Annotated in this window: 23 protein-coding genes and 1 pseudogene; 16 read left to right on the top strand and 8 right to left on the bottom strand. The window is 71.7% G+C overall.

Annotation, left to right across the window (positions count from 1 at the left end):
- Positions 1 to 122: 122 nt before the first annotated feature.
- Positions 123 to 977, bottom strand: a complete 855-nt coding sequence (locus HD596_RS08210; protein WP_185068691.1) for a helix-turn-helix transcriptional regulator — start codon at positions 975 to 977, stop codon at positions 123 to 125.
- A gap of 128 nt (positions 978 to 1,105) precedes the next feature.
- Between HD596_RS08210 and HD596_RS08205 the strand changes: the two genes are divergently transcribed.
- The 3 genes and pseudogenes from HD596_RS08205 to HD596_RS08195 form a co-directional block, all read left to right on the top strand.
- Positions 1,106 to 2,101 (top strand): aldo/keto reductase, encoded by a 996-nt coding sequence (locus HD596_RS08205; RefSeq protein WP_185068690.1) that lies wholly within the window; start codon positions 1,106 to 1,108, stop codon positions 2,099 to 2,101.
- A 110-nt stretch (positions 2,102 to 2,211) separates the two neighbouring features.
- Entirely contained in the window at positions 2,212 to 2,781 is a 570-nt protein-coding gene (locus tag HD596_RS08200; protein WP_185068689.1) for a TetR/AcrR family transcriptional regulator, read from the top strand.
- 3 nt (positions 2,782 to 2,784) lie between these two features.
- Positions 2,785 to 3,732 (top strand): annotated as a pseudogene (locus HD596_RS08195) (FAD-dependent monooxygenase); the annotation flags it as partial.
- Positions 3,733 to 3,990: 258 nt separating this feature from the next.
- Here HD596_RS08195 and HD596_RS08190 read toward each other — a convergent pair.
- Entirely contained in the window at positions 3,991 to 4,851 is an 861-nt protein-coding gene (locus HD596_RS08190; protein WP_185068688.1) for a TIGR03619 family F420-dependent LLM class oxidoreductase, read from the bottom strand.
- Positions 4,852 to 5,085: 234 nt separating this feature from the next.
- Here HD596_RS08190 and HD596_RS08185 point away from each other — a divergent pair, with 234 nt between their 5' ends.
- The 4 genes from HD596_RS08185 to HD596_RS08170 all read left to right on the top strand — a co-directional run bounded on the left by HD596_RS08185 (position 5,086) and on the right by HD596_RS08170 (position 9,781).
- Complete coding sequence (locus HD596_RS08185; RefSeq protein ID WP_185068687.1) at positions 5,086 to 5,949, top strand: hypothetical protein; 864 nt, start codon at positions 5,086 to 5,088, stop codon at positions 5,947 to 5,949.
- Positions 5,946 to 7,151, top strand: coding sequence for a S8 family serine peptidase (locus HD596_RS08180; protein WP_185068686.1), 1,206 nt, complete (start codon positions 5,946 to 5,948; stop codon positions 7,149 to 7,151). Before HD596_RS08185 ends, HD596_RS08180 begins: the two co-directional genes overlap by 4 nt.
- Positions 7,152 to 7,269: 118 nt before the next feature.
- Positions 7,270 to 8,091: an SDR family NAD(P)-dependent oxidoreductase gene (locus HD596_RS08175; RefSeq protein ID WP_185068685.1), complete on the top strand. Its 822-nt coding sequence runs from the start codon at positions 7,270 to 7,272 to the stop codon at positions 8,089 to 8,091.
- 31 nt (positions 8,092 to 8,122) lie between these two features.
- Positions 8,123 to 9,781, top strand: a complete 1,659-nt coding sequence (locus tag HD596_RS08170; protein WP_221519225.1) for an ABC-F family ATP-binding cassette domain-containing protein — start codon at positions 8,123 to 8,125, stop codon at positions 9,779 to 9,781.
- A gap of 379 nt (positions 9,782 to 10,160) precedes the next feature.
- Here HD596_RS08170 and HD596_RS08165 read toward each other — a convergent pair whose 3' ends face one another.
- Positions 10,161 to 11,735, bottom strand: coding sequence for a right-handed parallel beta-helix repeat-containing protein (locus HD596_RS08165; protein WP_376775826.1), 1,575 nt, complete (start codon positions 11,733 to 11,735; stop codon positions 10,161 to 10,163).
- Positions 11,736 to 11,969: 234 nt separating this feature from the next.
- Here HD596_RS08165 and HD596_RS08160 point away from each other — a divergent pair, with 234 nt between their 5' ends.
- The 4 genes from HD596_RS08160 (at position 11,970) to HD596_RS08145 (ending at position 14,164) form a co-directional block, all read left to right on the top strand.
- Positions 11,970 to 12,206, top strand: a complete 237-nt coding sequence (locus tag HD596_RS08160; protein ID WP_175588920.1) for a FitA-like ribbon-helix-helix domain-containing protein — start codon at positions 11,970 to 11,972, stop codon at positions 12,204 to 12,206.
- Positions 12,203 to 12,589, top strand: a complete 387-nt coding sequence (locus tag HD596_RS08155) for a type II toxin-antitoxin system VapC family toxin (protein WP_185068684.1) — start codon at positions 12,203 to 12,205, stop codon at positions 12,587 to 12,589. The genes HD596_RS08160 and HD596_RS08155 overlap by 4 nt, the downstream gene beginning before the upstream one ends.
- Before the next feature lie 207 nt (positions 12,590 to 12,796).
- Positions 12,797 to 13,261, top strand: a complete 465-nt coding sequence (locus HD596_RS08150; RefSeq protein WP_185068683.1) for a hypothetical protein — start codon at positions 12,797 to 12,799, stop codon at positions 13,259 to 13,261.
- Between the two features lie 57 nt (positions 13,262 to 13,318).
- The gene (locus HD596_RS08145; RefSeq protein WP_185068682.1) at positions 13,319 to 14,164 is read left to right on the top strand and encodes an NAD(P)H-binding protein; all 846 of its coding nucleotides are present in this window, start codon (positions 13,319 to 13,321) and stop codon (positions 14,162 to 14,164) included.
- A 238-nt stretch (positions 14,165 to 14,402) separates the two neighbouring features.
- Here HD596_RS08145 and HD596_RS08140 read toward each other — a convergent pair whose 3' ends face one another.
- Positions 14,403 to 14,978 carry a hypothetical protein gene (locus tag HD596_RS08140; RefSeq protein WP_185068681.1) on the bottom strand — a complete coding sequence of 192 codons (576 nt, stop codon included), beginning with the start codon at positions 14,976 to 14,978 and terminating at the stop codon, positions 14,403 to 14,405.
- Positions 14,979 to 15,096: 118 nt separating this feature from the next.
- On the opposite strand from HD596_RS08140, the gene HD596_RS08135 reads away from it, so the two are divergent.
- The gene (locus HD596_RS08135) at positions 15,097 to 15,879 is read left to right on the top strand and encodes a neutral zinc metallopeptidase (protein ID WP_185068680.1); all 783 of its coding nucleotides are present in this window, start codon (positions 15,097 to 15,099) and stop codon (positions 15,877 to 15,879) included.
- Positions 15,880 to 15,936: 57 nt separating this feature from the next.
- On the top strand, positions 15,937 to 16,896 hold the full coding sequence (pip, locus tag HD596_RS08130) for a prolyl aminopeptidase (protein WP_185068679.1): 960 nt from the start codon (positions 15,937 to 15,939) through the stop codon (positions 16,894 to 16,896).
- 279 nt (positions 16,897 to 17,175) lie between these two features.
- On the opposite strand, the gene HD596_RS64670 is transcribed toward pip, so the two are convergent.
- Positions 17,176 to 17,886, bottom strand: a complete 711-nt coding sequence (locus tag HD596_RS64670; protein WP_185068678.1) for a TetR family transcriptional regulator — start codon at positions 17,884 to 17,886, stop codon at positions 17,176 to 17,178.
- 80 nt (positions 17,887 to 17,966) lie between these two features.
- On the opposite strand from HD596_RS64670, the gene HD596_RS08120 reads away from it, so the two are divergent.
- Positions 17,967 to 19,076, top strand: a complete 1,110-nt coding sequence (locus tag HD596_RS08120; RefSeq protein ID WP_185068677.1) for an FAD-dependent monooxygenase — start codon at positions 17,967 to 17,969, stop codon at positions 19,074 to 19,076.
- A 7-nt stretch (positions 19,077 to 19,083) separates the two neighbouring features.
- Here HD596_RS08120 and HD596_RS08115 read toward each other — a convergent pair whose 3' ends face one another.
- Positions 19,084 to 19,884: a maleylpyruvate isomerase family mycothiol-dependent enzyme gene (locus HD596_RS08115; protein WP_185068676.1), complete on the bottom strand. Its 801-nt coding sequence runs from the start codon at positions 19,882 to 19,884 to the stop codon at positions 19,084 to 19,086.
- Between the two features lie 5 nt (positions 19,885 to 19,889).
- A complete protein-coding gene (locus HD596_RS08110) occupies positions 19,890 to 21,089 on the bottom strand; it encodes a Cmx/CmrA family chloramphenicol efflux MFS transporter (RefSeq protein WP_185068675.1) in 1,200 nt (399 codons plus the stop codon).
- 271 nt (positions 21,090 to 21,360) lie between these two features.
- On the opposite strand from HD596_RS08110, the gene HD596_RS08105 reads away from it, so the two are divergent.
- Together HD596_RS08105 and HD596_RS08100 are read left to right on the top strand one after the other, a co-directional pair.
- Positions 21,361 to 21,951: a TetR/AcrR family transcriptional regulator gene (locus HD596_RS08105; RefSeq protein WP_185068674.1), complete on the top strand. Its 591-nt coding sequence runs from the start codon at positions 21,361 to 21,363 to the stop codon at positions 21,949 to 21,951.
- A complete protein-coding gene (locus HD596_RS08100) occupies positions 21,948 to 22,595 on the top strand; it encodes a haloacid dehalogenase type II (protein WP_185068673.1) in 648 nt (215 codons plus the stop codon). Before HD596_RS08105 ends, HD596_RS08100 begins: the two co-directional genes overlap by 4 nt.
- Here the strand turns inward: HD596_RS08100 and HD596_RS08095 are convergent.
- On the bottom strand, positions 22,585 to 23,058 hold the full coding sequence (locus HD596_RS08095; protein WP_185068672.1) for a VOC family protein: 474 nt from the start codon (positions 23,056 to 23,058) through the stop codon (positions 22,585 to 22,587). The two genes, HD596_RS08100 and HD596_RS08095, sit on opposite strands and share 11 nt — an antisense overlap.
- Positions 23,059 to 23,077 lie beyond the last annotated feature (19 nt).

Below are 23,077 nucleotides of genomic sequence, written 5' to 3'. Positions count from 1 at the left end.
GCCGCAGTACGCCGGGCTGGTGCTGGTCTGCGCGGTGAGCGGCCTGGTGGGAGGGCTGGCCGCCACGCGGTGAGTACGGCGCCGGGCCCTCGTGTCCGATTGAGCTCGAAGGCGTGCTGCCGTCATGGTGCCGATGAGGCGGGTGTGGGGAACTCCTCGATGCCGAGCACCAGCAGCAGCTCCAGCCGCTCGCGGGTCTCGGCGTCCGCCGGGGTGAGCACCAGCAGCTGCTGACCCTGATCGGGGGTGACCAGGGTCTCGCAGTCCATCAGCAGGCGGCCCACCCGCGGGTGCAGCAGGGTCTTGCGGTCGGCGCGCCGTACCGCCACCTCGTGCTCGGCCCACAGCCGCCGGAAGTCGGCGCTCGCGGCCTGCAGCCGGCCGACGAGCCCGGCGACCGTGGGGTCGCCGGAGCGGCGGCCGGCGGCCGCGCGCAGGTCGGCCACGAACTGGCGGGCCCGATGCTCCTGCTCCTCGGGCGGGCAGACGGCGCGCACGGCGGGCTCGGTGAACCAGCGGTAGACGACGTAGCGCCGGTCGCCGGACAGGCCGGTGGGGTCGCCCGTCAGCAGGACGGCCGCGCGGTTCTTGGCGAGGATCTCGCCCAGGTCGGACAGCACCAGGGCCGGGGTGTCGCCGAGCAGGTCGAGCATGCGTATCAGGCCGGCGCGGGCCAGGCGGGCCACCCCGTCGGCGGGCTGCGGCCGGTGGCCGGCCAGGTGGAACAGGTGGTCGCGCTCGTCGTCGGACAGGCGCAACGCCCGGGCCAGCGCGCCGAGCAGCTGGGTCGAGGGCCGGCTGCCGCGGCCCTGCTCGAGGCGTACGACATAGTCCACCGACATGCCGGCCAGCATCGCCACCTCTTCCCGGCGCAGGCCGGTGGTGCGGCGGCGGGGGCCGTCGGCCAGGCCCACCTCGGCCGGGCGGATCCCCTCGCGGCGGCGGCGCAGGAAGTCGGCGAGCTGGTCACGTTGCATGGCTTCATCCTGCCTCGCGGCCGGCGAGCCGAGCCAGGGAGCGGCTCTCCCATGATGAACGCTCCGCTCCCGCCCGTCCCCGCCCGGGCGCAGGGTTGGGGACGACATCGAGAGCGAGGGAGAACGTGATGCAGAGTCGAACCCTGGGCCGCACCGGACCGGCCGTTTCCGCGCTGGGCCTGGGCGCGATGGGCATGTCGGGCCCGTACGGCGCGGCCGACCGCGCGGAGAGCATCGCCACCGTGCACGCCGCGCTGGAGGCCGGAGTCACCCTCATCGACACCGGCGACTTCTACGCCATGGGCCACAACGAGCTGCTGCTCGCGGAGGCGCTGCGCGGCCGGGATCGCGACAGCTATCAGCTGAGCGTCAAGTTCGGCATGCTGCGGGGGCCGGGCCACGAGTTCGGCGGGCATGACTGCCGTCCGGCGGCGGTGAAGAACTTCCTGGCCTACTCGCTGACCAGGCTGGGCACCGACCACATCGACATCTACCGTCCCGCCCGGCTGGACCCGGCGGTCCCGATCGAGGAGACGGTGGGCGCGATCAAGGAGCTGGTCGAGGCCGGGTACATACGGCACGTCGGCCTCTCGGAGGTCAACGCGGAGACGATCCGCCGGGCGCACGCCGTTCACCCGATCGCCGACCTGCAGATCGAGTACTCGCTGATCTCCCGCGCGGTGGAGGCGGACGTCCTGCCCACGCTGCGGGAGCTCGGCATCGGCCTGACCGCGTACGGCGTGCTCGGCCGCGGCCTGATCTCCGGGCACTGGACCGCGGGCCGCACCGCCGGCGACGGTGACAGCCGCGGCTCCAGCCCGCGCTTCTCCAGCGGGAACGTGGAGCACAACCTCGCTCTCGTGGACGCTCTGCGCCGGGTCGCCGAGGCGAAGGGCCGCACCGTCGCCCAGCTGGCCATCGCCTGGGTGGCCGCACAGGGCGCGGACATCGTGCCGCTGGTCGGCGCCCGCACCCGCGAGCGGCTGGCCGAGGCGCTGCCCGCGATGGACCTGAACCTCACCGCGGACGACCTCGCCGAGATCGAGAAGGCGGTGCCGCCGGGCTCGGCGCGCGGCGACCGGTACCCGTCCGTGTTCATGTCCGGTCTCGGCGTCGGCAACTGAGCAAGGAGCAAGGAGCAAACGGCCGGTCTTCCGCCGGAGCCGATCGCGTGTTACGTTTTGGACATACGTCCAGGGCGATCGTCCAGGGCGAGTGACCAGGAGTGTGGACGATGAGCGCGACGGCGGCGGAACGGGGGCGGGAGGCGCGTCGGCGCCTGCTGGGGGTGGCGGCGGAGCTGATCGCCGAGCGGGGCTGGTCGGCGGTCAGCACGCGGATGCTGGCCGACCGGGCCGGAGTGGCCCCCGGCGTGGTGCACTACCACTTCGCCTCCGTACAGGCCCTGCTGGCCGAGGCCGCGCTCGGCGTGATGCACGCGCTGATCGAGCAGATCGGCGCGGGCCTGGAGCAGGCGCGCACGCCCGGCGAAGCGCTGACGCTGATGGTGGGTTTCCTGGAGGACTATGACGGCCGGGATCCGACCTCGCTGCTGTTCGCCGAGACGTACCTGGCCGCCGGCCGGGACGAAGGACTGCGCCGATCGGTGGGCGCGACCGTCGACGAGTTCCGGCGGCGGGTGGCCGGGCGGCTGGCCGAGCAGGGGGTGGCCGCGCCGGAGGCGACCGCCGCGGTGCTGGCCGCCGCGGTCGACGGCATCATGCTGCACCGCGCGCTCGGCCCGGGACCGGACGCCACGGAGCTGACAACCGTCCTGGAACGGCTCATCACGCCCGTCGAGTAAGGAATGGTGAAATGTCGTGAAAGTGGTCATCTGTGGGGCCGGGATCGCCGGGCTGGCCCTCGCCCAGCGACTAGCCTCGGCGCCGAGGTCGTGGTTCTGGAGAAGGCGCCCGGCCCTCGCGCCCAGGGTTACATGATCGACTTTTTCGGCCCCGGCTACGACGCCGCAGAGGCCATGGGCGTGCTGCCGCGCATCCGCGAGCTGGGCTATCGGATCGATGAGCTGACCTACCGGGACGACCAGGGCCGACGGCGCTCCCGCATGCGGTTCGCCCGGTTCGCCAAGATCGTGAACGACCGGCTGATCAGCATCATGCGCCCCGACCTGGAACGCGCTCTGCGCGAACACCTCTCCGACCGGGTCGACGTACGCCACGCCACCACCCTCATCCGCATCGACCACCGCGCCGACGGCGTCACCGTCACCCTCTCCGACGACAGCACCCTCGAGGCCGATCTCCTGGTGGGCGCCGACGGCATCCACTCCACCGTCCGCGGCCACGTCTTCGGGCCCGAACGGGAGTTCCTGCGGTACCTGGGATTCCACACCGCCGGGTACTCGTTCGACGACGCCGACATGCACGCCCAGGTGGCCCGGCAGTTCTGCGTGACCGACACCGTCAACCGGCAGATGGGCCTTTACGGGCTGCGGGACCGGCGCGTGGCCGTCTTCACCGTGCACCGCACCCCCGACCCCACGCTGCCGGCCGATCCACGCGCGGCGGTCCGCCGCGAATACGGCGCCCTCGGCTGGGTCGTGCCACGCGCGCTGGCCGCCTGTCCACCGCCGGAGCAGGTCTACTACGACCAGGTCGCCCAGATCGACCTGCCGGCCTGGAGGCGGGGCCGCGTGGTGCTCATCGGCGACGCCGCCCACGCGGTGTCCCTTCTCGCCGGCCAGGGCGCCTCCCTGGGCATCACCGGCGCGTACGTGCTGGCCGAGCACCTGTCGCGGGCCGGCACCATCGACACCGCGCTGGAACGCTACGAGCAGGCACTGCGACCGCTGGTCACCGAAAAGCAGCAGGTAGCCCGTAACGGGACAAGCTGGTTCATCCCCGGCCCGCCAGCACCCGGCAGCTGCACCTCCGGCGGGCCGCCCTCAAACTGGCCCGGCTCCCGGTCATCGACCGGTACGTGGCCGGCGCCCTCACCGGCAAATCCACCGCCATCATCACCAACCTGCGCGCGACCGGCGCCGTCGCTGGGGTCAGCCGGCGCTGAGGAGGGCGAACCGCTCGGCGAACGCGGACATCTCATCGCGCTGGTGCTGCGGGTCCGCGGAGGTGGGGCCGACCACGATGCGGGTCACGCCCTGCGCGGCGAAAGTCTCGACCCGCTCGGCGGACATGTCGATCGACCCCCACCGGGTGTACTCCAGCGCGCCGGGGTCACGGCCGGCCTCCGCGGCGGCGGCCCGAGCCAGCTCCCACTGGATCGCGCGTTCCTCCGAGGTGAGGGCGCCGCCGGGGAAGTAGCCGTCGCCGCGCCGCCCGGCGCGCCGCGCGGCCGCCCGGCTCGACCCGCCGACGTGGATCGGCAGGCGCGTGCCCGAGTACGGCTTCGGGTAGCTGGTCGCGTCGTCGAAGCCGAAGAACTCGCCGTCGAAGCTGACGCCCTTCTCGTCGCCTTCCCACAGCAGCCGCAGCACGTCGATGGCCTCGTCGGTACGCCGTCCACGGGTGCCGAAGTCGACGCCCATCGCCCTGGCCTCGCCGGGCAGCGTGCCCAGCCCCACGGTGAGCAGCCGCATCCGTCCCTTGGACAGCACGTCGATGGTCGCCAGCCGCTTGGCCAGGACCACGGGGTGGTGGTACGGCAGCAGCAGCACGGCGGTGCCGAGCAGGATGCGCCGGGTGGCCGCCGCGACGAAGGCCAGGCAGTCGAGCGGATCGGGGTAGGGCAGGGACGGCGGGAGCTCGAAGGAGCCGACCGCGGCGCCGGGATACAGCACGACGTGCTCGGGCAGGTACAGCCCCTCGAAGCCGCAGTCCTCGGCATGACGGGCATACGTGACGAGCCCGTCGGGGTCGAGCCCGCCGGCCGTGGAGTAGCTGATCGCGAATTTCATCGTCATCCTCGAGGTCGGAGTCCGCGGGCACGCTACACCCTTGACGTCAGTGTCAGGGCAAATGCCCGCCGTCGCTGTTGAACACGACGGCGAGCAGCCCGGGAAAGCGCGCCTCGAGATCGTCTCGGTTCACAAGTGTCGTCACAGTCGAGCACCGATAGGGTCAGAACGCGCAAATCGATCAGAGGGGTTCAAACGCCCTGATCGGCCCCCCGCACGACAGGAGAGACATTGATGTACCCCCCGTCCGGCTCCGGGCCGGGGTTCCATCCCCCACAGCCGCCCCCTCCGTACCCGCCCGGCCCTTACCAGCAGCCGCCGCCGCCACCACCGCCACCGCCGCCGCCGACCGGACCGGTGCGGCCCCGGCGCAGCGCCTGGCGGGTCGCCGTGGGGTTCGTCGTCGCGGGCTTCGGCCTGCTGGCCGTGCTCGGCGGCGGCGCGCTCATCGCGCACGCCTACTCCAACAGCCGGCAGGTCATCCACAACTCGGATTACTCCAGGGAGCTGTGGCGCAACGTGCCCGTCGAGAAGCTGCTCCCGCCGCAGCTCGGCCGGGAGCACCCCGACAAGGGCTACCGCTCGCCGAACGACGAGCGCGGCTGGACCAGGGCCGCGATCTCGTCCGACACCTCCTGCCGGGCGGCGCTCTCCGGCGAGCTGGCCCGGGTCGCCGCCGAGCGGGGCTGCGTGGCGGCCGTGCGCGCCACGTACGTGGACGACACCGGAGGGACGGCCGCCACCGTGGCGCTGGTCGCCTTCCGCGAGTCGCAGTCCCGCGTCGACCTGGAGGGCATCGTCCGTGAGGCGCAGCGCAAGCCGGACCACGCGGTGCGCGCTCTCGCCGCGCCCGGCACCCAGTGGAAGGACTCCGCGCGCACCGGGAACGGCGGCCGGACGGTCGGGGACGTGCCCATGTTCGTGGCGGTCACCACGGGACCGGCGGACGGCCGCAGGCCCGGACGGCTGCCCGAACCGTGGGGCAGGAGGGAGTTCCCGCAGCGGGAGGACCGTGAGGCGTGGGCGTACACCGCGCAGGGGCTCGCGGAGAGCCTCGCCACCCGGCTGTACGCGGAGTCCCGGAAGGTGGGGGCATGATTCGCAGGCTGACCTGCGCGACTGCGCTGGTCGCGGGGCTGGTCGCCGGCCTGGTCGCGGCCAGCGCCGCGCCGGCCGTGGCCGAGGCGCCGCGGGGCTGGGAGCAGCAGGTCATGAAGGTGCCGGCGGCGCAGCGGCTCGGGCAGGGCAAGGGGATCACCGTCGCGGTCCTGGACACCGGGGTCATGAAGAACCATCCGGAGTTCCGCGGACGGGTGACGAACGGCCCCGACTTCATCGGCGGGGGCGCCCGGCCCGGACAGTCGTACTGGGGCGCGCACGGCACCGCCATGGCCTCCAGCGTGCTGCGGGTCGCCCCGCAGGCCCGGGTGCTGTCGGTACGGGTGATCTGGGACCACGAGGACCCGGCGCGCAAGCGGGCGGAGGCCGCAGCCAAGTCCGGCAGCGCCGCCGCCGACAAGGAGAGCGTCAAAGCGGGCACCGCCCTGGCCAAGGGCATCCGGTACGCCGTGGACAAGGGCGCCCGGGTGATCTCCATGTCCCTCGGCACCGACGAGTGGGGCTTCGGCAGCGGCTACGACGAGCTCACGGCCTCGGCCGTCGACTACGCCCTCGGCAAGGGGGCCATCCTGCTGGCCAGTGCGGGCAACGGCGGATCCACCGACCCGCTGGAGGTCGACGCGAACAACGTCGTCTCCTACCCGGCCGCCTACCCGGGGGTGATCGCGGTGGCGGCGATGGGGCCGGGCGGCGCGCGGGCGGACTTCTCCCAGGTGCACACGTACAACACGATCGCCGCACCCGGCGTGGACATCTACGCCGCCGACAACCGCGGCGGCTACAAGGCGGGGGACGGCACCTCCCCGGCCTGCGCGCTCGCGGCGGGCACCGCGGCGCTGATGCTGTCCCGCAATCCCGATCTGACGCCCCGGCAGGTACGCGACATCCTGGTGCGGACCGCCAGGAAGCCGCCATCCGGCTACAACGTGTTCCTCGGCTTCGGGCTGATCGACGCGGCGGCGGCGGTGCGGGCGGCGGGCGCCGCCAAGGACACCAAGATCGAGGCGGCCCCGTACAAGGGGAAGGAGTACCTCGGTGGCGGGCCGGTCGCCGCGCCGACCACCAACCCGCCGATCGACATGACCTACGTGGCCGTGGGCGGCACGGCCGCCGGAGTGGGGCTGTTGTTCCTGCTGCTCGCGGTGCTGCTGATGCGCCGGCCCCGCGCGCGCAGGGGGTAGGAGCCGGGCGGCTGTCTTAATGAGACGAGACGGTCCGTCTTGACTTGGATGGAGAAGTGCCGGTATACATGCTCATAACGAGACGGACCGTATCGTCTCATGATAGTCAGGAGCCTGTGTGACGACTGCCCGAGTCTGGTTCATCACCGGCGCGTCGAGGGGCCTGGGCAGGGCCTTCGCCGAGGCGGCGCTCGCCGCCGGAGACCGGGTGGTGGCCGCCGCCCGCGACCTCAGCCCCCTCGCCGACCTCGCCGCCGCCCACCCCGACAGCCTCGTACGGCTGGCGCTGGACGTCCGCGACCGCGCGGCCGTCCAGAAGGTCGTGGACGAGGCCGCGGCGGCGTTCGGCCGGCTCGACATCGTGGTCAACAACGCCGGCGGGCTGCTGCTCGGCATGGTGGAGGAGGCCACCGAGGAGCAGATCCGCGCCCAGTTCGACGTCAACTTCTTCGGCGCGGTCTGGGTGGCCCAGGCCGTGGTACCGCACCTGCGGGCGCAGGGGTCCGGCCACATCCTGCAGGTCACCTCGATGGGGTCCGGCGGCGGGTTCGCGTCCGTCGGGTTCTACGCGGCGAGCAAGTCCGCGCTCGACTCGGTCAGCCAGGCGCTGGCGATGGAGGTGGCGCCGTTCGGGATCAAGGTGACGATCGTGCAGCCGGGCGGGTACGGCACGGACCTGTTCACGCGGGGCACCACGCTCGCGGAGCGGCGCCCGGAGTACGAGCCGCTGCACGCCCAGCTGGCCGAGATGTGGGGCGAGGACGCCGGTCCTGACCCGAGCACCGCGGCGCCGGTGATCATGGAGCTGGTCGAGCTGGCGGAGCCGCCGCTGCGGCTGATCGTCGGCGGCGCCTCGTACGACATGGTCCAGCAGATGGAGCTGGCTCGTACGGAGGAGTACCGGGCCTGGGAGCACCTCAGCCGGAAGGCGCCGGGCTGACCTGTCCATCCTCAGAAAGGAGATACGCCCTTTGCGTACCGCTGCCCAACTCGCACTCACCGAGATCACCAAGCGTTACGGCACCCGCGTCGTTCTGGACCGGGTGTCGCTCACCGTCAGACCCGGCGAGCGGATCGGGGTGATCGGTGACAACGGGTCTGGCAAGTCCACGCTGCTCAGGCTCATGGCGAACGCCGAGCGGCCGGACAACGGCGAGCTCGTGGCCGTCGCGCCCGGCGGCGTCGGATACCTGCCGCAGTCCCTCGAACTGCCGCCGCACGCGACGGTGGCCGACGCCGTCGACCTGGCGCTGGCCGACCTGCGAGAGCTCGAGGCCAGGATGCGGGCGGCCGAACGGTCGCTCGAAGAGGCGGACGCGGAGACGTACGCGGGGCTGGTGGCGCAGTTCGAGGCGCGGGGCGGGTACGAGGCGGACCTCCGGGTGGAGATCGCGCTGCACGGGCTCGGGCTGCCCGGGCTCGACCGGAGCCGCCGGCTGGGCACGCTCTCCGGAGGCGAACGCGCCAGGCTCGCCCTGGCCGCCACGCTGGCCGCCGCTCCTGAGCTGCTGCTGCTCGACGAGCCGACCAACGACCTGGACGACCAGGCCGTGGCCTGGCTCGAACACCGCCTGCGCGCCCACCGGGGCACGGTCGTGGCGATCACGCACGACCGGGTGTTCCTGGAGCGGGTGACCACCGCCATCCTGGAGGTCGCCGACGGGAAGGTGCGCCGCTACGGCGACGGGTACGCCGGATACCTCGCCGCCAAGGCCGCCGAACGCGCCGCCCAGGCGCGGGCCCACGAGGAGTGGAAGACGGAGCTGGACCGGCATGCCACGCTGGTGGCGGCCAACGCGGGCCGACTGGCCGGGATCCCGCGCAAGACGCCCAAGGCGGGCATGGGCACCGGCACCTGGCGGGCGCGCTCGCGTACGCACGGGGCCGCCGGGCGCATCCGGCAGTCCCAGCAGCGGCTGCGATGGCTCACCGAGCACCCGGCGCCGCCGCCGCCCGAGCCGCTGCGCTTCACCGCCGCCCTCGCCACCACCGGGGCCACCGCCCTCGCCACCACCGGGGCCACCGCCGGGGCCACCGCCGGGGCCGCTTCCGGGGTCGCTTCGGGGGCCGAGGTGGCCGCGCTCGACGGTGTGGTGGTGGCGGGCCGGCTCAGCCTCGACTCCCTGACCGTCCGCGCCGGCGAGCGGCTGCTCGTCACCGGACCGAACGGCGCGGGCAAGACCACGCTGATGCGGGTGCTCGCCGGGGAGCTGCGTCCGGACGCGGGCGAGGTACGGCGGGCCGGCCGGGCCGGGCTCTTCCGGCAGGACGAGGGGGACATCGGGCCGGCGGACCGGACGGTGCTGCGGGCCTACGCGTACGGGCGTCCCGGGAGCCTGGACGAGCACGCCGACGCGCTGCTCGCCCTGGGGCTGTTCCGGCCGCCGGACCTCGGGTTGCGCCTGGGGGAGCTCTCCTACGGGCAACGGCGCCGGATCGAGCTCGCCCGGCTGGTGAGCGAGCCCGTGGACCTGCTCCTGCTCGACGAGCCGACCAACCACCTGTCGCCGATGCTGGTGGAGCAGCTGGAGGAGGCCCTGGCCGCCTACCGGGGCGCGCTGGTGGTCGTGACGCACGATCGGCGCCTGCGCGCCGCGTTCACCGGCTCCCACCTGGAGCTGGGCGCGTGAGGTCGATGACACGCCCTTCCACCAGGAGTCGTACACCGGCCGTCCGGTAGCCCAGAGCCCGGTTCACCGCCACCATCGGCAGGTTCCGCTGCTTGACCGTCGTGGTGACGGCGCGTACGTGCGGGAAACGTTCGTGCGACCGCAGGGTAGGACCCGGCGAACGCTTCGCCGGGTCCCCCGGCCGGCACCATGCCCTGGATCCGCTCCATCCCGGCCGCGCGAGCCTCATCGACGATCCGCGCCAGCAGGGCGGAGCCGATGCCGTTGCGACGAGCCCGCGCCGCGGCACAAAGGCTTCCAGGGTCACAGCAGACTGTGGCATGCGCCGGCCCTCAACGGAGAGCGGGGGCGAGTACGGCGGCGTACCCGCCCCCGTCCGTCACGGCGTCACCGGCGTGCCGCCGAAGGTCACGACGAGGCGGCCGTCGGAGGCGAAGGACCAGTGCAGGGCGCCGCTGTAGGAGGAGCACCGGGAGCCGTTCGAGCCGGACCAGAACTGGTTGGAGCTGTCGGAGTTGCCGACGATCCGGTCGTTGGTCCCGCTGCCGCTGCGGCAGGAGACGTTGTTGCGGAACACCGAGGTGCCGGCGTCGAACGAGTAGTTGCGCTCGGAGTTGTCGATGCTGACGTTGTCCGACACCGTCATCGTGCCGGGGTTGCGGTTGTAGGTGAAGCCGTGCTTGCCGTTGCGGTACGCGATGTTGCGCCGGATGGTGTGGTTGACCGCGATGTCCTCGCCGCCGAGTTTGTAGCCGTTGCGGTCACCGTTGCCGGCCTGGCTGCCGTCGCTGAGGGTGCCGTTGTTGTACGACAGGGAGTCCTCGATGGTCACCGGGCCGATGGCGCCCGTGTCCGTCTTGGTGTAGAGATCCCAGCCGTCGTCGATGTTGTTGCGGGACACGCAGTAGCGGAAGACGTTGCCGGACCCGACGGTGAGCTTCGCGGCGAAGCCGTCGGCGTCCTCGCCGTCGGAGTCGGCGTTGTCGTGCGACAACGCGCTCAGGATGAGGTTGTTGGACGGCCACTGGTCACGGGGCGTGTCGGAGGCGATCCGCGAGAGCTGCAGCCCTGTGTCGCGGTTGAAGCGCGTCTCCGTGCGCTCGATGATGTTGTTGCTGCCGCCGACGAAGATCCCGTTGTCGCCGGCGCGCTCGACGACGATGCCGTAGACGTGCCAGTACGACCCGTTCACGGCGAGCCCGCGGGCGGCCGGGTCCTCGCTCTGGGCGGAGAAGTTCAGGATCGGGGTCTCACCCGGGTAGGCGGACAGCTTCTTGCGGGCGCTGGAGGTGCCGTTGTTGCCCGGCGCGATGGTGACCGTCTGCGAGAAGTTGTAGGTCCCGCCCCGTACGTAGATCGTCCCGCCGGCGGTGATGCGGGTGATCGCCGAGGTGAGGGTCGTCGGGTCCGACTGCGTCCCGGTCGCGCCGTCCCTGCCGTTCGGCGCCACGTACAGCGTGCTGCCCGTCGGCGGGGTCGTGCCGCCCGCGTCGACGTCGATGTAGTCGATGTTGGCCAGGCCGTTCGAGGTGGTCGGGTTGAGCTGGATGGTGTTGCTGCCCGAGCGCACCGATACGGTGAGCGTCTTGGTGACCCAGGTGTCCCACGCGCCGGTGCCCTCGTACGAGACGTTCTGGACCGTCGATCCGTTGACGATCAGGTCGGCGGGCCGGGCGGTCGTGGTCCCGTTCGCGAAGCGCACGCTCAGCGTCGCCGTCCCGGCCGCGCCGGCGTTGACGGTGAACTGGGCGGAGGCGCCGGTGGCGTTGTTGCCGTTGCAGAATCCGCTGCCCGAGTATCCGGACCAGTTGCTGTCGATGGTTCCGGTGCAGACCGCGGGTGAGGTCTCCGCCTCGTACCGCGTCGGGGCGGCCTGTGCGGCGGTCGGTGACAGTGCGACGAACGCACCGGCTAACAGGCCGGCGCAGGCGAGGACGGCTTTCAGGCGCATCATCGTTCTCCAAGGTGTCGGTACGGGGTACGCCACGGTAGGAAAGCGCTTTCCCCGCGTCAATGAGCCACTGCAAACCCGTCACCCCCCAAAGCATCGCCGCTGGCCAGGGATTTACCGCGGGCTCGACCGCCGGTGAAACTTTCATTCAGCCCGCGAATCGGGGTGTCCCGGCGAGCGTGAAAAGCCTTGTCGGTCTGCATGCACCACATGCATGAACAGCATTATGCTTGCATCATGGATGCTACCTTGCAGGTCAGAGGACTGGACGCAGAAGTGGTCGCCGAACTGAAAGCGCGGGCCGCGCGTAAGCGCATGTCGCTGTCGGCGTATGTGGCCGGCATCCTTACCGAGGTCGCCGCCACCCCCGCCCCAGATACGATCAGAGAGCGGCTGGAGGCCCTCCGGTCACTAGGCGGCGGCGCGAGTCATGACGACGTCGTAACCGAGATACGAAAGATCCGCGAGTCGTGATCGTCATCGACAGTTCGGCGCTCGTCGAGGCCCTGGCCGGAGATGCCCCGACGGACGGACTGCTCGCACGCGTCGCCGAGAACCGGCTTCACATCCCCTACCTGCTCGACTACGAGTTCCGCAATGCCATGCGCGGCCTGCTCCTCGGCGGAAAGATCAGCGTGGCCCGCGCCGAGGGAGCCCGGATCGTCAAGGCGGGCCTGCCATTCACCCGTCACGCCGACGACGTGACCGCCGACCGCGCCTGGGACCTACGAGCCAATTTCAACGGTTACGACGCCACCTACGTCGCCCTTGCCGAGGCGCTGGGCTGCACGCTGGTTACCACGGATGAGAAGATCTACAAGGTGGCCCGCAAGTACATCAACGTCGACCTCTGCTGATCGCTCGAGCGGTCCAGCCGTGAAGCTTGCTCCCGGGCTCCGTCGCTTCCTCGTCCGGCTGCCCCCGACCGGCCTGGCCGGGCCCCATGCACGCAGGTCGTCGTCCGTCAGGCCGTGCTCCTGCTGGATCTGCTGACAGTAAGCGGCGAAGAATTCTGCGGGCGAACCGCAGGTGGATCCTGCACAGAGCCCTTACATCCGGCGCGTATGACGCGCACATCCGTCTGCTTCGATGGCAGCGTGATCGACCGGAGGCTGGAGAAGGCCGGCGAGGTGTCCTGGACGTTCGGGTGCGGCCTCTCCGTGGTCGTCGCCATGGTGTGCGCGATCGCCGGGAGCTACTTCGACATGACCCTGGTGGCCCGAGCTCAGGTCTATTGCGGTCTCGACCTGAGCTCGGGCGAGAAGCTGTCCGAGGTGCTGTGGCTGCTGAGCCGTTACGCCGTCATCCCGGTCGTCTCGGTCCTGTCGGCGGTGCTGGCGTTGCCGTTGCACCTGGTGGCCCGGCTTCCCCCGGTGGCCGGCCGGGTGTGGCCGGTGCCCGTCCTGTCGCTGCTCGCCGTCGGTGTCTCGATCGCGGGCCCGGTGGCGATGGTCATGTACGACATCGCCACCGAGGGCACGCCCGATGATTGCGTCCTGCCCTGGTGGCCCTCGTGGCTGCCTTCGTAGGGCGGTCGGCGAGGGACCGGCCGGAATATCGCCGCCCGAGTCCGGGCTGACCCGGTCATGACCGAGATTCTGGTGACCGGGGCGACCGGGAACGTGGGCCGGCAGGTCGTGGCCGGGCTGGTGGCCGCCGGTGGTTCCGTGCGGGCGTTGGTGAGGGACGCGCGGGCGGCGCGGCTTCCAGGGGGAGTGGAGGCCGTGGAGGGGGACCTGGGCGTGCCGGGCACGCTGGAGCGGGCGCTGGCGGGGGTGGAGACGGTGTTCCTGGTCTGGCCGTTCCTCACCGCCGACGGAGCTTCCGCCGTTCTGGAGGTGATCAGGAGCCGGGCCCGCCGGGTCGTCTATCTCTCGTCGTCGGGGGTGGACGACGGGGCGGAGCGGCAGAGCGACCCGATCAACCAGCTGCACGCCGACATGGAGGACCTGATCGAGCGGTCCGGGCTGCGGTGGACCATCCTGCGGTCGAACACCATCGCCTCCAACACCCGGGGATGGGCGGCGCAGATCCGTGCCACCGGTGTCGTGCGCGGGCCGGAGATCGCCGCCACCGCGGTGATCGACCCGCGCGATGTCGCGGAGGTGGCGGTACGGGTGCTGGCCGGTGACGGGCACGACGGCGCGACGTACGTGCTGACCGGGCCGCAGGTGGTGGGCCGGGCCGAGCAGGTGCGCGCGATCGGGGAGGCCGTCGGGCGCCCGCTGCGGTTCGAGAAGGTGCCCGTAGAGGCCGCCCGTGAGCAGATGCTCGCGGACGGGAGGCCGCCGGCCCTGGTGGAGGCACTGCTGGCCGGCGCGGAGGCGCGGCCCCGGTCGGAGCTGGTCACCTCGACGGTGGAGGAGATCACCGGGGCGCCGGCGCGTACGTTCGCGCGATGGGCCGCGGACCACGCGGGCGAATTCCGCTGATCGCGAGCGGCCTGCTGTACGCCGCGCGCGGCGGCGTACAGCATCGTGAATCCCCCGGGGCGGTGGGAGGGGACGGCTCGGCATCGGTGTGCCGGCAGAGGAAATGCTGTCCTCCTGCCAGGCGCATTCGGTTCACGCGATGCCGAGGCCGTCCGTCTCCGGCTGGGACGGGCCGGTGCGAGGTGCTCGCCGTCCATGCCGAAGTCCCCGTCCCCCTGACGGTGAGGCCAGAGGCGCGTCAGTTGCCGAGGAGCTGGCTGACCAGCGACGAGACCCCGATGGCGCCCAGGAGCGACGTGGGCTCCTCCACCGTGAGATCGCCCGGCGACTCGATCATCCAGGTCCCGGTGGCCGGGGACCAGGTGGTCACCGTGGTGCAGGGCGCCGCGCCCACCCAGACCGAGCCGACGACCTGAGTGAGCCCCAGGGCCGCCAGCAGCGACGAGGACGATGTGGCCGCCGTCGAGCACGACGTCGCGGGTGCGGGGGTGAGCAGCCCGTCGACCAGGCCGAGGACGCCGCCGGACTTGTACGTGGGGACGCTCTGGCTGCACGTCGTCGTCCGGTTGAACCAGGTCTGGCCGTCGACGAAGCTCGGGCGTGCGGGCCACGGCGGGCCCAGTGGCGACTCGTCGAAGACCGCATCGGTCAGGGCCTCGAAGTCCCGGGCCCAGGTTGACTGCGCGTTGTAGCTGACGACGTTGTTGTTGCCGCACAGGACCGTGTCCACGGTCCCCTCTTCCGCGGCGGCCGGCCCTGCGGCCAGCAGCAGGCCGGAAGTCGCGGCGAATGCGGCAATGGCGTGCTTGTACATGGTGCTCCCTGCGGATGGTAATCCGGTTATCCGCAGAGATCATTACCCTTAGTGGTGGTTGAATTACTTCATAGTTGTATCTAGCCCTCTTTACCGAGAGGTCCTATTCTCACGACTCGTGAAACTTCTCATGCTCGCGGCGCTTACGGGCGCCCTCATGATGCCGTTAGCCGGTACGGCTACCGCCCAGGCGGCTGCATACCCCGTCAAATCGTCCCAATTAACCGCCAATCCGCTCTATAATGCGGGCGCACTCCCGACGACCACCTGTACGGAGCCGTCGCTGGAGCCGAACAATCGCAAGCAGGCCCGCGCCTACCTCGACGCGGTCATCGCCTGCCTGGAAACCACCTGGGAACGGCACCTCACGAATGCCGGCATCACGTACAGACCGGTCAAGGTGCAGCATATGGACCGGATTCCCAAGAAGTGGTGCGGCTACGACATCGGAAAACTGAATTCCCAGACCTGGTACTGCGACCGCACCGAGACGCTGGTCTTCCAGCTCGGCAAGGACTGGCTCGACGAGCCCGACGACCTCTGGCTGTTCACGACGGCGGCCGCCGTGTACGGCTACCACGTGCAGAAATTGGTCGGAATCGCCAAAGCGTACGACAAGTTGCCCTATGACAAAAAGACGGAGTTGCATGAGCAGCAGCGCCGTATGAACCTTCAGAACGAATGCTTCGCCGCCGCCTTCACCAAGAGCGTCTGGCCGATCGAGGGCAGGAACCTGAGCGACTGGAACAAGCTCGTCCGCCTCCGGCAGAGCGACGACCCCGCCGAGGTGCGCGAGTTCGGAGGCCGGGCCTCGGTGAGCTACTGGCTCAAGCGCGGCTTCACCACCGGCGACCCCGGCTCGTGCAACACCTGGGCGGCCCCCTCGTCCAAGGTCGCGTGACCGCACGGCCGCGGTGGTCCACCGGGTCCACCGCGGCCGTCTCGATAAGCTCGCTCCATGTATCCCCCCATCGAGCCGTACGACCACGGCCTGCTCGACACCGGTGACGGCAACCTCGTCTACTGGGAGGTCTGCGGCAACCCGGAGGGCAAACCCGCGCTCGTCGTCCACGGCGGCCCCGGATCGGGGTGCAAGACGGGGGTGCGCCGGCTCTTCGACCCGGAGCGCTACCGGATCGTCCTGTTCGACCAGCGAAACTGCGGTCGCAGCCGCCCGCACGCCAGCGACCCGTCCGTCGACCTGAGCACCAACACGACCCACCACCTCGTCGCCGACATGGAGCGGCTGCGCGAGCACCTCGGCATCGACAAGTGGCTGCTGTACGGCGGCTCATGGGGCTCGACGCTGATGCTGGCCTACGCCGAGGCCCATCCGGCCCGGGTGTCGGAGATGGTCATCGTGGCCGTCACGACCACGCGCCGCTCCGAGATCGACTGGCTCTACCGCGGCGTCGGGCGGTTCTTCCCCGAGGAGTGGGAGCGCTTCAGGCAGGGCGTGCCCGAGGCCGACCGCGACGGTGACACCTTCGCGCTGCTGGCGGCGTACTCGCGGCTCCTGGCCGACCCCGACCCCGAGGTCCGCGCGAAGGCGGCCAGTGACTGGGTCACCTGGGAGGACGCGGTGATCTCCATGGAGCCCAACGGCAAGCCGAACGCCTACAGCGACCGCCCGGCCGACGCGGTGATGGCGCTGGTCCGGCTCTGCTCTCACTACTTCTCCAACGCCGCCTGGCTGGAGGAGGGCGTGCTGCTGCGGGAGGCGGGGCGGCTGGCGGGGATCCCCGGCGTGCTGATCCACGGCCGGCTCGATCTGGGCGGCCCGCTGGAGACGGCCTGGGAGCTGGCGAAGGCCTGGCCGGACGCCAGGCTGGTCGTCGTGGACGACTCCGGGCACACCGGCAGCGGCACGCTCTCCAAGGAGCTGTCCGCCGCCCTCGACGGCTTCGCCGGCCGGTGAGGGGGCGGGACCCGCGGCTCGCGATCGTCGGGGGCGTTGGGACGGCGCCAGTGGTGACCATCGCTTCGCCGTCGGTCGATTCCGTACGGGTGAGCCGCGGGTCCGCAGGGGACAGCGCGCTGACAACCGCGTGCCCACTCGCTGACCTGCAGCAACAGTAGCTTCGCCGGCTGTCAGGACACCACCGAATTAAACGCCCGTGCGCGGAGGATTCCCCCGCCGTGCCCGCGACCGTCACCCCGGCGGTGTCTCGAAAATGTCTCACACAGTGTCTCAATATTATCCGGACAAGTGCCGGTAGAGGGTGGCGCGGGAGACGCCGAGGGCGCGGGCGATCTCGGCGGCGGTGTGCCGGCCCGAGGCGTGCATGCGCCTGGCCCGCTCGACGTCCTCCGGCGTCATCGCCCCCGGCCGGCCGCGGCGGCGCGCCTCCTGCGCCGCAGGCTCGGGACGGTCCTCCAGCAGGCGTTCGACCCCGGACAGCACGGCGGGGCGCAGCATCTCCGCCGGCAGGTCGGCGAACATCACGACGGGGTCGCTCAGCATGCCGAACGCCTGCGCCGCCCGGATGCGGTCCACGTGGTCGGCGAGCGGGCCGGCGATGAGGTGCTGGGCCAGGTAGGCGGCGTCCCGGAAACGGTCGAAGACCGACCCCTCCGCGGCCAGCGCCAGGTCGCGCATCTGCAGCCTCAGCAGGTCGCGGTGGGTCAGCCAGACGTCGAGCAGGCCCTCGATCACCGCCCACCGCTTCCGGCGCTCGTCGCTCCCCGGCGCGCGGTTGGCCGCGTCGACGGCGGCCTCCATGTCGGCCAGCAGCGGCTCGGCCAGGGCCGCGATGATCTCCTTCTTGCTGGGGAAGTGGTAGAGGACCGCGGTCTTGGTCAGCTCCAGCCGCTCCGCGATCTCGCGGATCGAGGTGGCGTGGTAGCCCTGCGCGGCGAACAGGTCGTGCGCCACCTGGAGGATCCGCGAGCGAGTGTCGTCCGTCACGCCGCCGATTCTAGACCTTGCCTGACCGTTGGTCGGGAGCCTATAGTCCTGAACTGACCAACGGTCAGGAGGGTGGAGACATGACGGAGATTCTGGTGGTCGGGGCGAGCATCGCCGGGCAGACGCTGGCGTACTGGCTGGCGCGGCACGGGATGCGGGCCACGCTGGTCGAGCGGGCGCCGCGGCTGCGCACGGGCGGCAACGGGGTGGACCTGCGCGACGAGGCGACCGAGGTGGCCGCGCGGATGGGGATCCTGCCGCGGGTCAGGGCCGCGGCGGCGGACGTGCGGGGCATGAAGTTCGTCGACGCGGCGGACCGGGCCGTGGCCCGCGTGAACATGAGCCGGAACGGCGAGATCGAGATCATGCGGGGCGACCTGGTGGGGCTGCTGCACGAGGTCGCCGAGCCGGAGGTGGAGTACGTCTTCGGCGACTCCGTCCGGTCGATGGAGGAGGACGCCGGCGGCGTGACGGTGTCGTTCGAGGGCGGCACGACGCGGCGGTTCGACCTGGTCGTCGGGGCCGACGGGCTGCACTCTTCGGTGCGGCGGCTGGCCTTCGGGCCCGAGGAGGGGGCCCTGCGCCACATGGGGCACTACTTCGCGTTCGCGAACGCGGACTCAGCGCTGGGGGAGGACCGGTGGGTGACGATGTACAACCTTCCGGGCAAGATGGCGGGGCTCTACCGGTCCGGCAACCACGCCCAGGCGAAGGCGTACTTCATCTTCAGGTCGGCGCCGCTGGCCCATGACCATCGCGACGCCGAGCAGCACAGGACGCTGCTGAAGGAGGCGTTCGGCCACGAGACCTCCTGGCGGGTGCGCGAACTGCTCGACGGGGCCCTCGCCGATCCCGACTTCTACTTCGACGCGCTGAGCCAGGTGCACCTGCCCTCGTGGTCGTCGGGCCGGGTGGCGCTCGTGGGGGACGCCGCCTACTGCGCCTCCCCGGCGTCGGGAGCCGGGGCGGAGCTGGCCGTCGTGGGGGCGTACCGGCTGGCCGAGGAGCTCGCGGGCACCTCCGACCACCAGATCGCCTTCCGGCGGTACGAGGAGGGGCACCGGGAGCTCGTCAAGCGCAAGCAGCAGATCGGGCCCAACGTACGCATGATGGTGCCGAAGACCCACCTGGGCATGTGGGCGCGCAACGGGCTGGCCCTGTCGATGGGACTCCTCGCCCGCAGCTCGTAGGAGGGGGTCACACGGGAGGCGCCAGGACGAAGTAGCGGTCGAGCCCGCTCTTGTCCCCGCGCACGTCGAGGCCGTCGGCCGGGATGCGGTTCCAGAGGAACAGCATGAGGTCCGACGCGCTCCCGGCCAGCTCGACGTCGAAGTCGCCGCCGCCCGCCCCGGAGGACAGCCGTACGTCCGGGCCGTCGAAGTGGACCGCCCAGTCGCCCTCGCCGTCCGTGCGCAGGAAGCGGAACCGCTCGCCCGCCCCGGCGGGCGCCTGCGTCCACTCCCGCCGCGCGGGCACCATGACCTCGAACGTCTGCGTCACCGCGTCGGCCGCCACGTCCTCGTGGATCGGGCGGGGGACGCCGAGGGCGTTCTCGGCGTCCCAGCGGTGCACGGCGGCCTCGATGGTCTGCATCCGCACCCAGAACCCGACGCTCTGCTCCTTCGACCAGGTCCACGCCGGATCGCCGGCGTCGCGCTCGTCGAAGAGCGCCGCCAGCCGGGCCGCCCCTTCCTGGAACCAGCCGAGCACCCCGTCAGGGATCGGCCCGAGGTTGGGCGCGTGCCGCGGGTCGGGCCACCCCGTGAGGTCCGGTGGCAGCCCGGCGAAGGACAGGTCGGAGCCGTCCGGAGGCCCGTCGAGCCGGTCCTCGATGATGCGGAACACGCCCCGGTGCACGGAGCCCAGGTGGATCAGCAGGTCGGCGACCGACCAGCCGGGACAGGACGGCACCGGCGGCGCCGCGCCGGTCTGTGCCGCCTGCCGGGCGGCGTCCTGAAATGCTCTGACCTCTCGGCGAAAGCGCGCAGCGGGTTCCATTCCCCTTACTGTGCTACAGCCGGCTGGCCCTTCTCCACCGGGTTCACCCCGACGGCGCGAGCGACGGCGGCGGTGACCAGGGCGGCGGCCACCAGCAGGGCGCTCACCCACAGGGGCGAGCGCAGCCCGAGCCCGGCCCCGATGGTCAGGCCGCCCAGCCACGGGCCGAGCGTCGCGCCCACGTTGAGCGCCGCCGTGGCGAACCCGCCGGCCAGGGTGGGGGCGCCGGTGGCCGCGTACAGCACCTGGGAGATCAGCGTGGAACCCACGGCGAACGAGAGCGTCCCCTGGACGAAGACGAGCACGACCGCGGGCACCGGCGCGCCGGCCGCCAGCGCGAAGACGGCCCATCCGGCGGCCAGCGCCGGCCCGCAGATAACCAGGAGCCGGGTCGGCCGCCGGTCGGCCACCCGCCCGCTGGCGGTCACCCCGGCGAACGAGCCCAGCCCGAACAGCGCCAGCATCAGCGGCATCCAGGAGGACCCGATCCCGGTGTCCCCGGTGAGCAGGGGCGCGAGGTAGGTGAACGTGCAGAAGGTGCCGCCGTTCACCAGAGCGGCCAGCGCGAGGAGGACCAGCAGCCGCGGCCGGCGCAGCGCCCGCAGCTCCCCGCGGGCCCGCGCACCGGCCGGGCCGGCACCCCCGTCCCCGCCCCCGGCCGGGCCGGACGGTACGGACTTGAGCACCGCGACGATGGCCGGGACCAGCGCGACGGCCACCGCCCAGAACGCCGAGCGCCACCCCCACACCTCGCCCAGCAGCGCGCCGCCCGGCACGCCCGCGACGCAGGCGATCGTGACGCCGCCGAGGAGGACGGAGGTGGCGCGCCCCTTGGCGTCGGAAGGCGCGAGCGCGACGGCGGTCGCCATGGCCACCGCCAGGAACCCGGCGTTGGCCAGCGCCGCGATCACCCGCGTGCCGAGCAGCACGCCGTAGCTGGTGGTGAGCGCGCCCACCACGTGTACGACCAGGAACGTGACCAGGAAGGCCAGCAGCGCGAACCGCCGGGACCAGCGCAGGCTGAGCACCGCCATGAGCGGCGCCCCGACCACCATCCCGACGGCGAAGGCCGAGGTGAGCAGCCCTGCGGCGGGGATGGATACCCGCAGGTCCCGCGCGATGCCCGGGATGAGCCCGGACAGCATGAACTCGGACGTCCCCTGGGCGAAAACCGCCAGTCCGAGCAGGTAGACAGCGAAAGGCATGAGAGAACTCCGCGACCGTATCGAGGATCGACAAGGAAGCGGGCAGGCCGGAGGAAGGTCCTGCCCCGCTGGAGGAATCGGCCGCATCACGAAGAAGCGCACGGCTCGCGGAGAGCCCGGCGTCAGCGCGAGACAGCCACCGGATGACCGGTGGCTAGCGTCTTGACGCCTCGGGGCTGGACATGAGGGCGAACGTAGCAAGGCTTCGGAGATCCGCGCAAATGATTTGCTATCTTGGACCAGTTGTTCCAAGATAAGCGCGGAGGTGCCGATGCCGGACGTGAAGCATTTCGATCCCGACGCGGTGCTGGAGCAGGTGGAGCGCCTGTTCTGGCAGCGCGGGGCCGCCACCACGGGCATCGCGGAGGTGATCGCGGCGACCGGCCTCAGCCGCTCCAGCCTGTACGCGACCTACGGCGGCAAGCAGGACCTGTACGTGCGGGCGCTGCGCCGCTACGTCGAGCGGCGCTCGCAGCCGATGTTCCAGGCCCTGGCAGACGACGGGCGGGGGCTGCCCGCGATCGAGGAGTTCTTCGACCGCCTGATCCGCATCAGGTGCGCGGGCGAGCACGCGCGCTGGGGCTGCATGGCGACCAACGCCGGCGCCGAGAGCGCGGACCCGGCCGTGCGCCAGGTGCTGGACCAGCACCACGACCGGCTCCGCGCGACGATGCGCACGGCCCTGGAGGCGGCCAGGGCCCAGGGGCAGCTCGCCGGCGGCCTCGACCTCGACGCGACCGCGGAGTCCCTGACCCTGCTGGCCTACGGGGTGAACCTCCGCTCGCGCGCCGGCGCGGACCCGGCCGCCCTCGGCAAGGGCGCGTCCGCCGCACTCGACTCTCTCAGAAGGGACCGGCCATGAAGCCGCAGATAGTGATCTTCGACGTCAACGAGACGCTGACCGACATGGAGCCGATGCGGGGCAGGTTCGAGGAGGTGGGGCTGTCCGGCGAGCAGATGGGGACGTGGTTCGCGAGCGTGCTGCGCGACGGGTTCGCGCTCACGGCGGCGGGCGGTTTCGCCGAGTTCGGCCGGATCGCCGCCGACGTGCTCAAGGAGATGGGGGCCGGGGACGAGGCGGTGAGCCACGTGCTGAAGGGGTTCACCGAGCTGCGGGTGCATCCCGACGTCCCCGAGGGCATGCGGCTGCTGCGCGAGAGCGGCCTGCGCCTGTTCACCATGACGAACGGGGCGGCGGCCATGACTGAGGGGATCCTGCGCCGCGAAGGGCTGTTCGACCTGGTGGAGGCCACGCTGGACGTGAGCGGCCCCCGCGCGTGGAAGCCCGCCCGCGCGGCCTACGAGTATGCGGCCGCCCAGGCCGGGGTGCGGCCCGACCAGGCGGTCCTGGTCGCGGTGCACCCATGGGACATCGACGGGGCCCAGCGGGCCGGGCTGTCGGGGGCCTGGCTGGAGCGGCGCGGCACGCCGTACCCGAGCGTGATGAGCGCCCCGTGCCTGTCGGCCCCCGACCTCGTCTCGCTGGCCAGGCGCATCACTGCTTAGGGAAGAAGTCCGCGCCCTGGACGTACTCCATCGCCTTCGTGAAGACGGGGTCGCTCATGCGGAGCTCCATCTCCTCGGGCGAGACCTCCTCGACGCGCGCCTGGATCCACCACAGGTTGCCGAACGGGTCGCGCACCCGCCCGACCCGGTCGCCCCAGAACAGGTGCGTGACCTCCGTCACCGACGTCCCGCCCGCCTCGACGGCCCGGCGGTGGGCGGCGTCGGCGTCGGGGACGTACAGGCGCAGGAAGGCGGGCGTGGGCGGCCAGCCTGGAGCCGAGTCGAACATCATCACCACGGCGTCCCCGATCCGCACCTCCGCGTGCCCGATGCGCCCTTCGTCGTCGGTCACGCGGGACAGCTCGACGGCGTCGAACGCGGCCTTGAGGTAGTCGATGAGGCCCGCGGTGTCGGGTCCGATGATCCACGGCGTGACGGTGGTGTATCCCTCAGGAATGTTCATGCCCGCAGGCTACGCACGA

The organism is Nonomuraea jabiensis (genome assembly GCF_014204795.1).
GTDB classification, from domain to species: domain Bacteria; phylum Actinomycetota; class Actinomycetes; order Streptosporangiales; family Streptosporangiaceae; genus Nonomuraea; species Nonomuraea jabiensis.
Note: the sequence above shows the minus strand (reverse complement) of the source record. Positions and strands in the feature narration are given on the sequence as shown.

Bases quoted from the DNA above. Each gene is read 5' to 3' on its own strand.
- HD596_RS08200 (WP_185068689.1), top strand. From the start codon at position 2,212: ATGAGCGCGACGGCGGCGGAACGGGGGCGGGAGGCGCGTCGGCGCCTG.
- HD596_RS08165 (WP_376775826.1), bottom strand. From the start codon at position 11,735: ATGATGCGCCTGAAAGCCGTCCTCGCCTGCGCCGGCCTGTTAGCCGGT.
- HD596_RS08180 (WP_185068686.1), top strand. From the start codon at position 5,946: ATGATTCGCAGGCTGACCTGCGCGACTGCGCTGGTCGCGGGGCTGGTC.
- HD596_RS08120 (WP_185068677.1), top strand. From the start codon at position 17,967: ATGACGGAGATTCTGGTGGTCGGGGCGAGCATCGCCGGGCAGACGCTG.
- pip (WP_185068679.1), top strand. From the start codon at position 15,937: ATGTATCCCCCCATCGAGCCGTACGACCACGGCCTGCTCGACACCGGT.
- HD596_RS08150 (WP_185068683.1), top strand. From the start codon at position 12,797: ATGACGCGCACATCCGTCTGCTTCGATGGCAGCGTGATCGACCGGAGG.
- HD596_RS08095 (WP_185068672.1), bottom strand. From the start codon at position 23,058: ATGAACATTCCTGAGGGATACACCACCGTCACGCCGTGGATCATCGGA.
- HD596_RS08160 (WP_175588920.1), top strand. From the start codon at position 11,970: ATGGATGCTACCTTGCAGGTCAGAGGACTGGACGCAGAAGTGGTCGCC.
- HD596_RS08100 (WP_185068673.1), top strand. From the start codon at position 21,948: ATGAAGCCGCAGATAGTGATCTTCGACGTCAACGAGACGCTGACCGAC.
- HD596_RS08145 (WP_185068682.1), top strand. From the start codon at position 13,319: ATGACCGAGATTCTGGTGACCGGGGCGACCGGGAACGTGGGCCGGCAG.
- HD596_RS08140 (WP_185068681.1), bottom strand. From the start codon at position 14,978: ATGTACAAGCACGCCATTGCCGCATTCGCCGCGACTTCCGGCCTGCTG.
- HD596_RS08205 (WP_185068690.1), top strand. From the start codon at position 1,106: ATGCAGAGTCGAACCCTGGGCCGCACCGGACCGGCCGTTTCCGCGCTG.
- HD596_RS08105 (WP_185068674.1), top strand. From the start codon at position 21,361: ATGCCGGACGTGAAGCATTTCGATCCCGACGCGGTGCTGGAGCAGGTG.
- HD596_RS08115 (WP_185068676.1), bottom strand. From the start codon at position 19,884: ATGGAACCCGCTGCGCGCTTTCGCCGAGAGGTCAGAGCATTTCAGGAC.
- HD596_RS08185 (WP_185068687.1), top strand. From the start codon at position 5,086: ATGTACCCCCCGTCCGGCTCCGGGCCGGGGTTCCATCCCCCACAGCCG.
- HD596_RS08190 (WP_185068688.1), bottom strand. From the start codon at position 4,851: ATGAAATTCGCGATCAGCTACTCCACGGCCGGCGGGCTCGACCCCGAC.
- HD596_RS08210 (WP_185068691.1), bottom strand. From the start codon at position 977: ATGCAACGTGACCAGCTCGCCGACTTCCTGCGCCGCCGCCGCGAGGGG.
- HD596_RS08110 (WP_185068675.1), bottom strand. From the start codon at position 21,089: ATGCCTTTCGCTGTCTACCTGCTCGGACTGGCGGTTTTCGCCCAGGGG.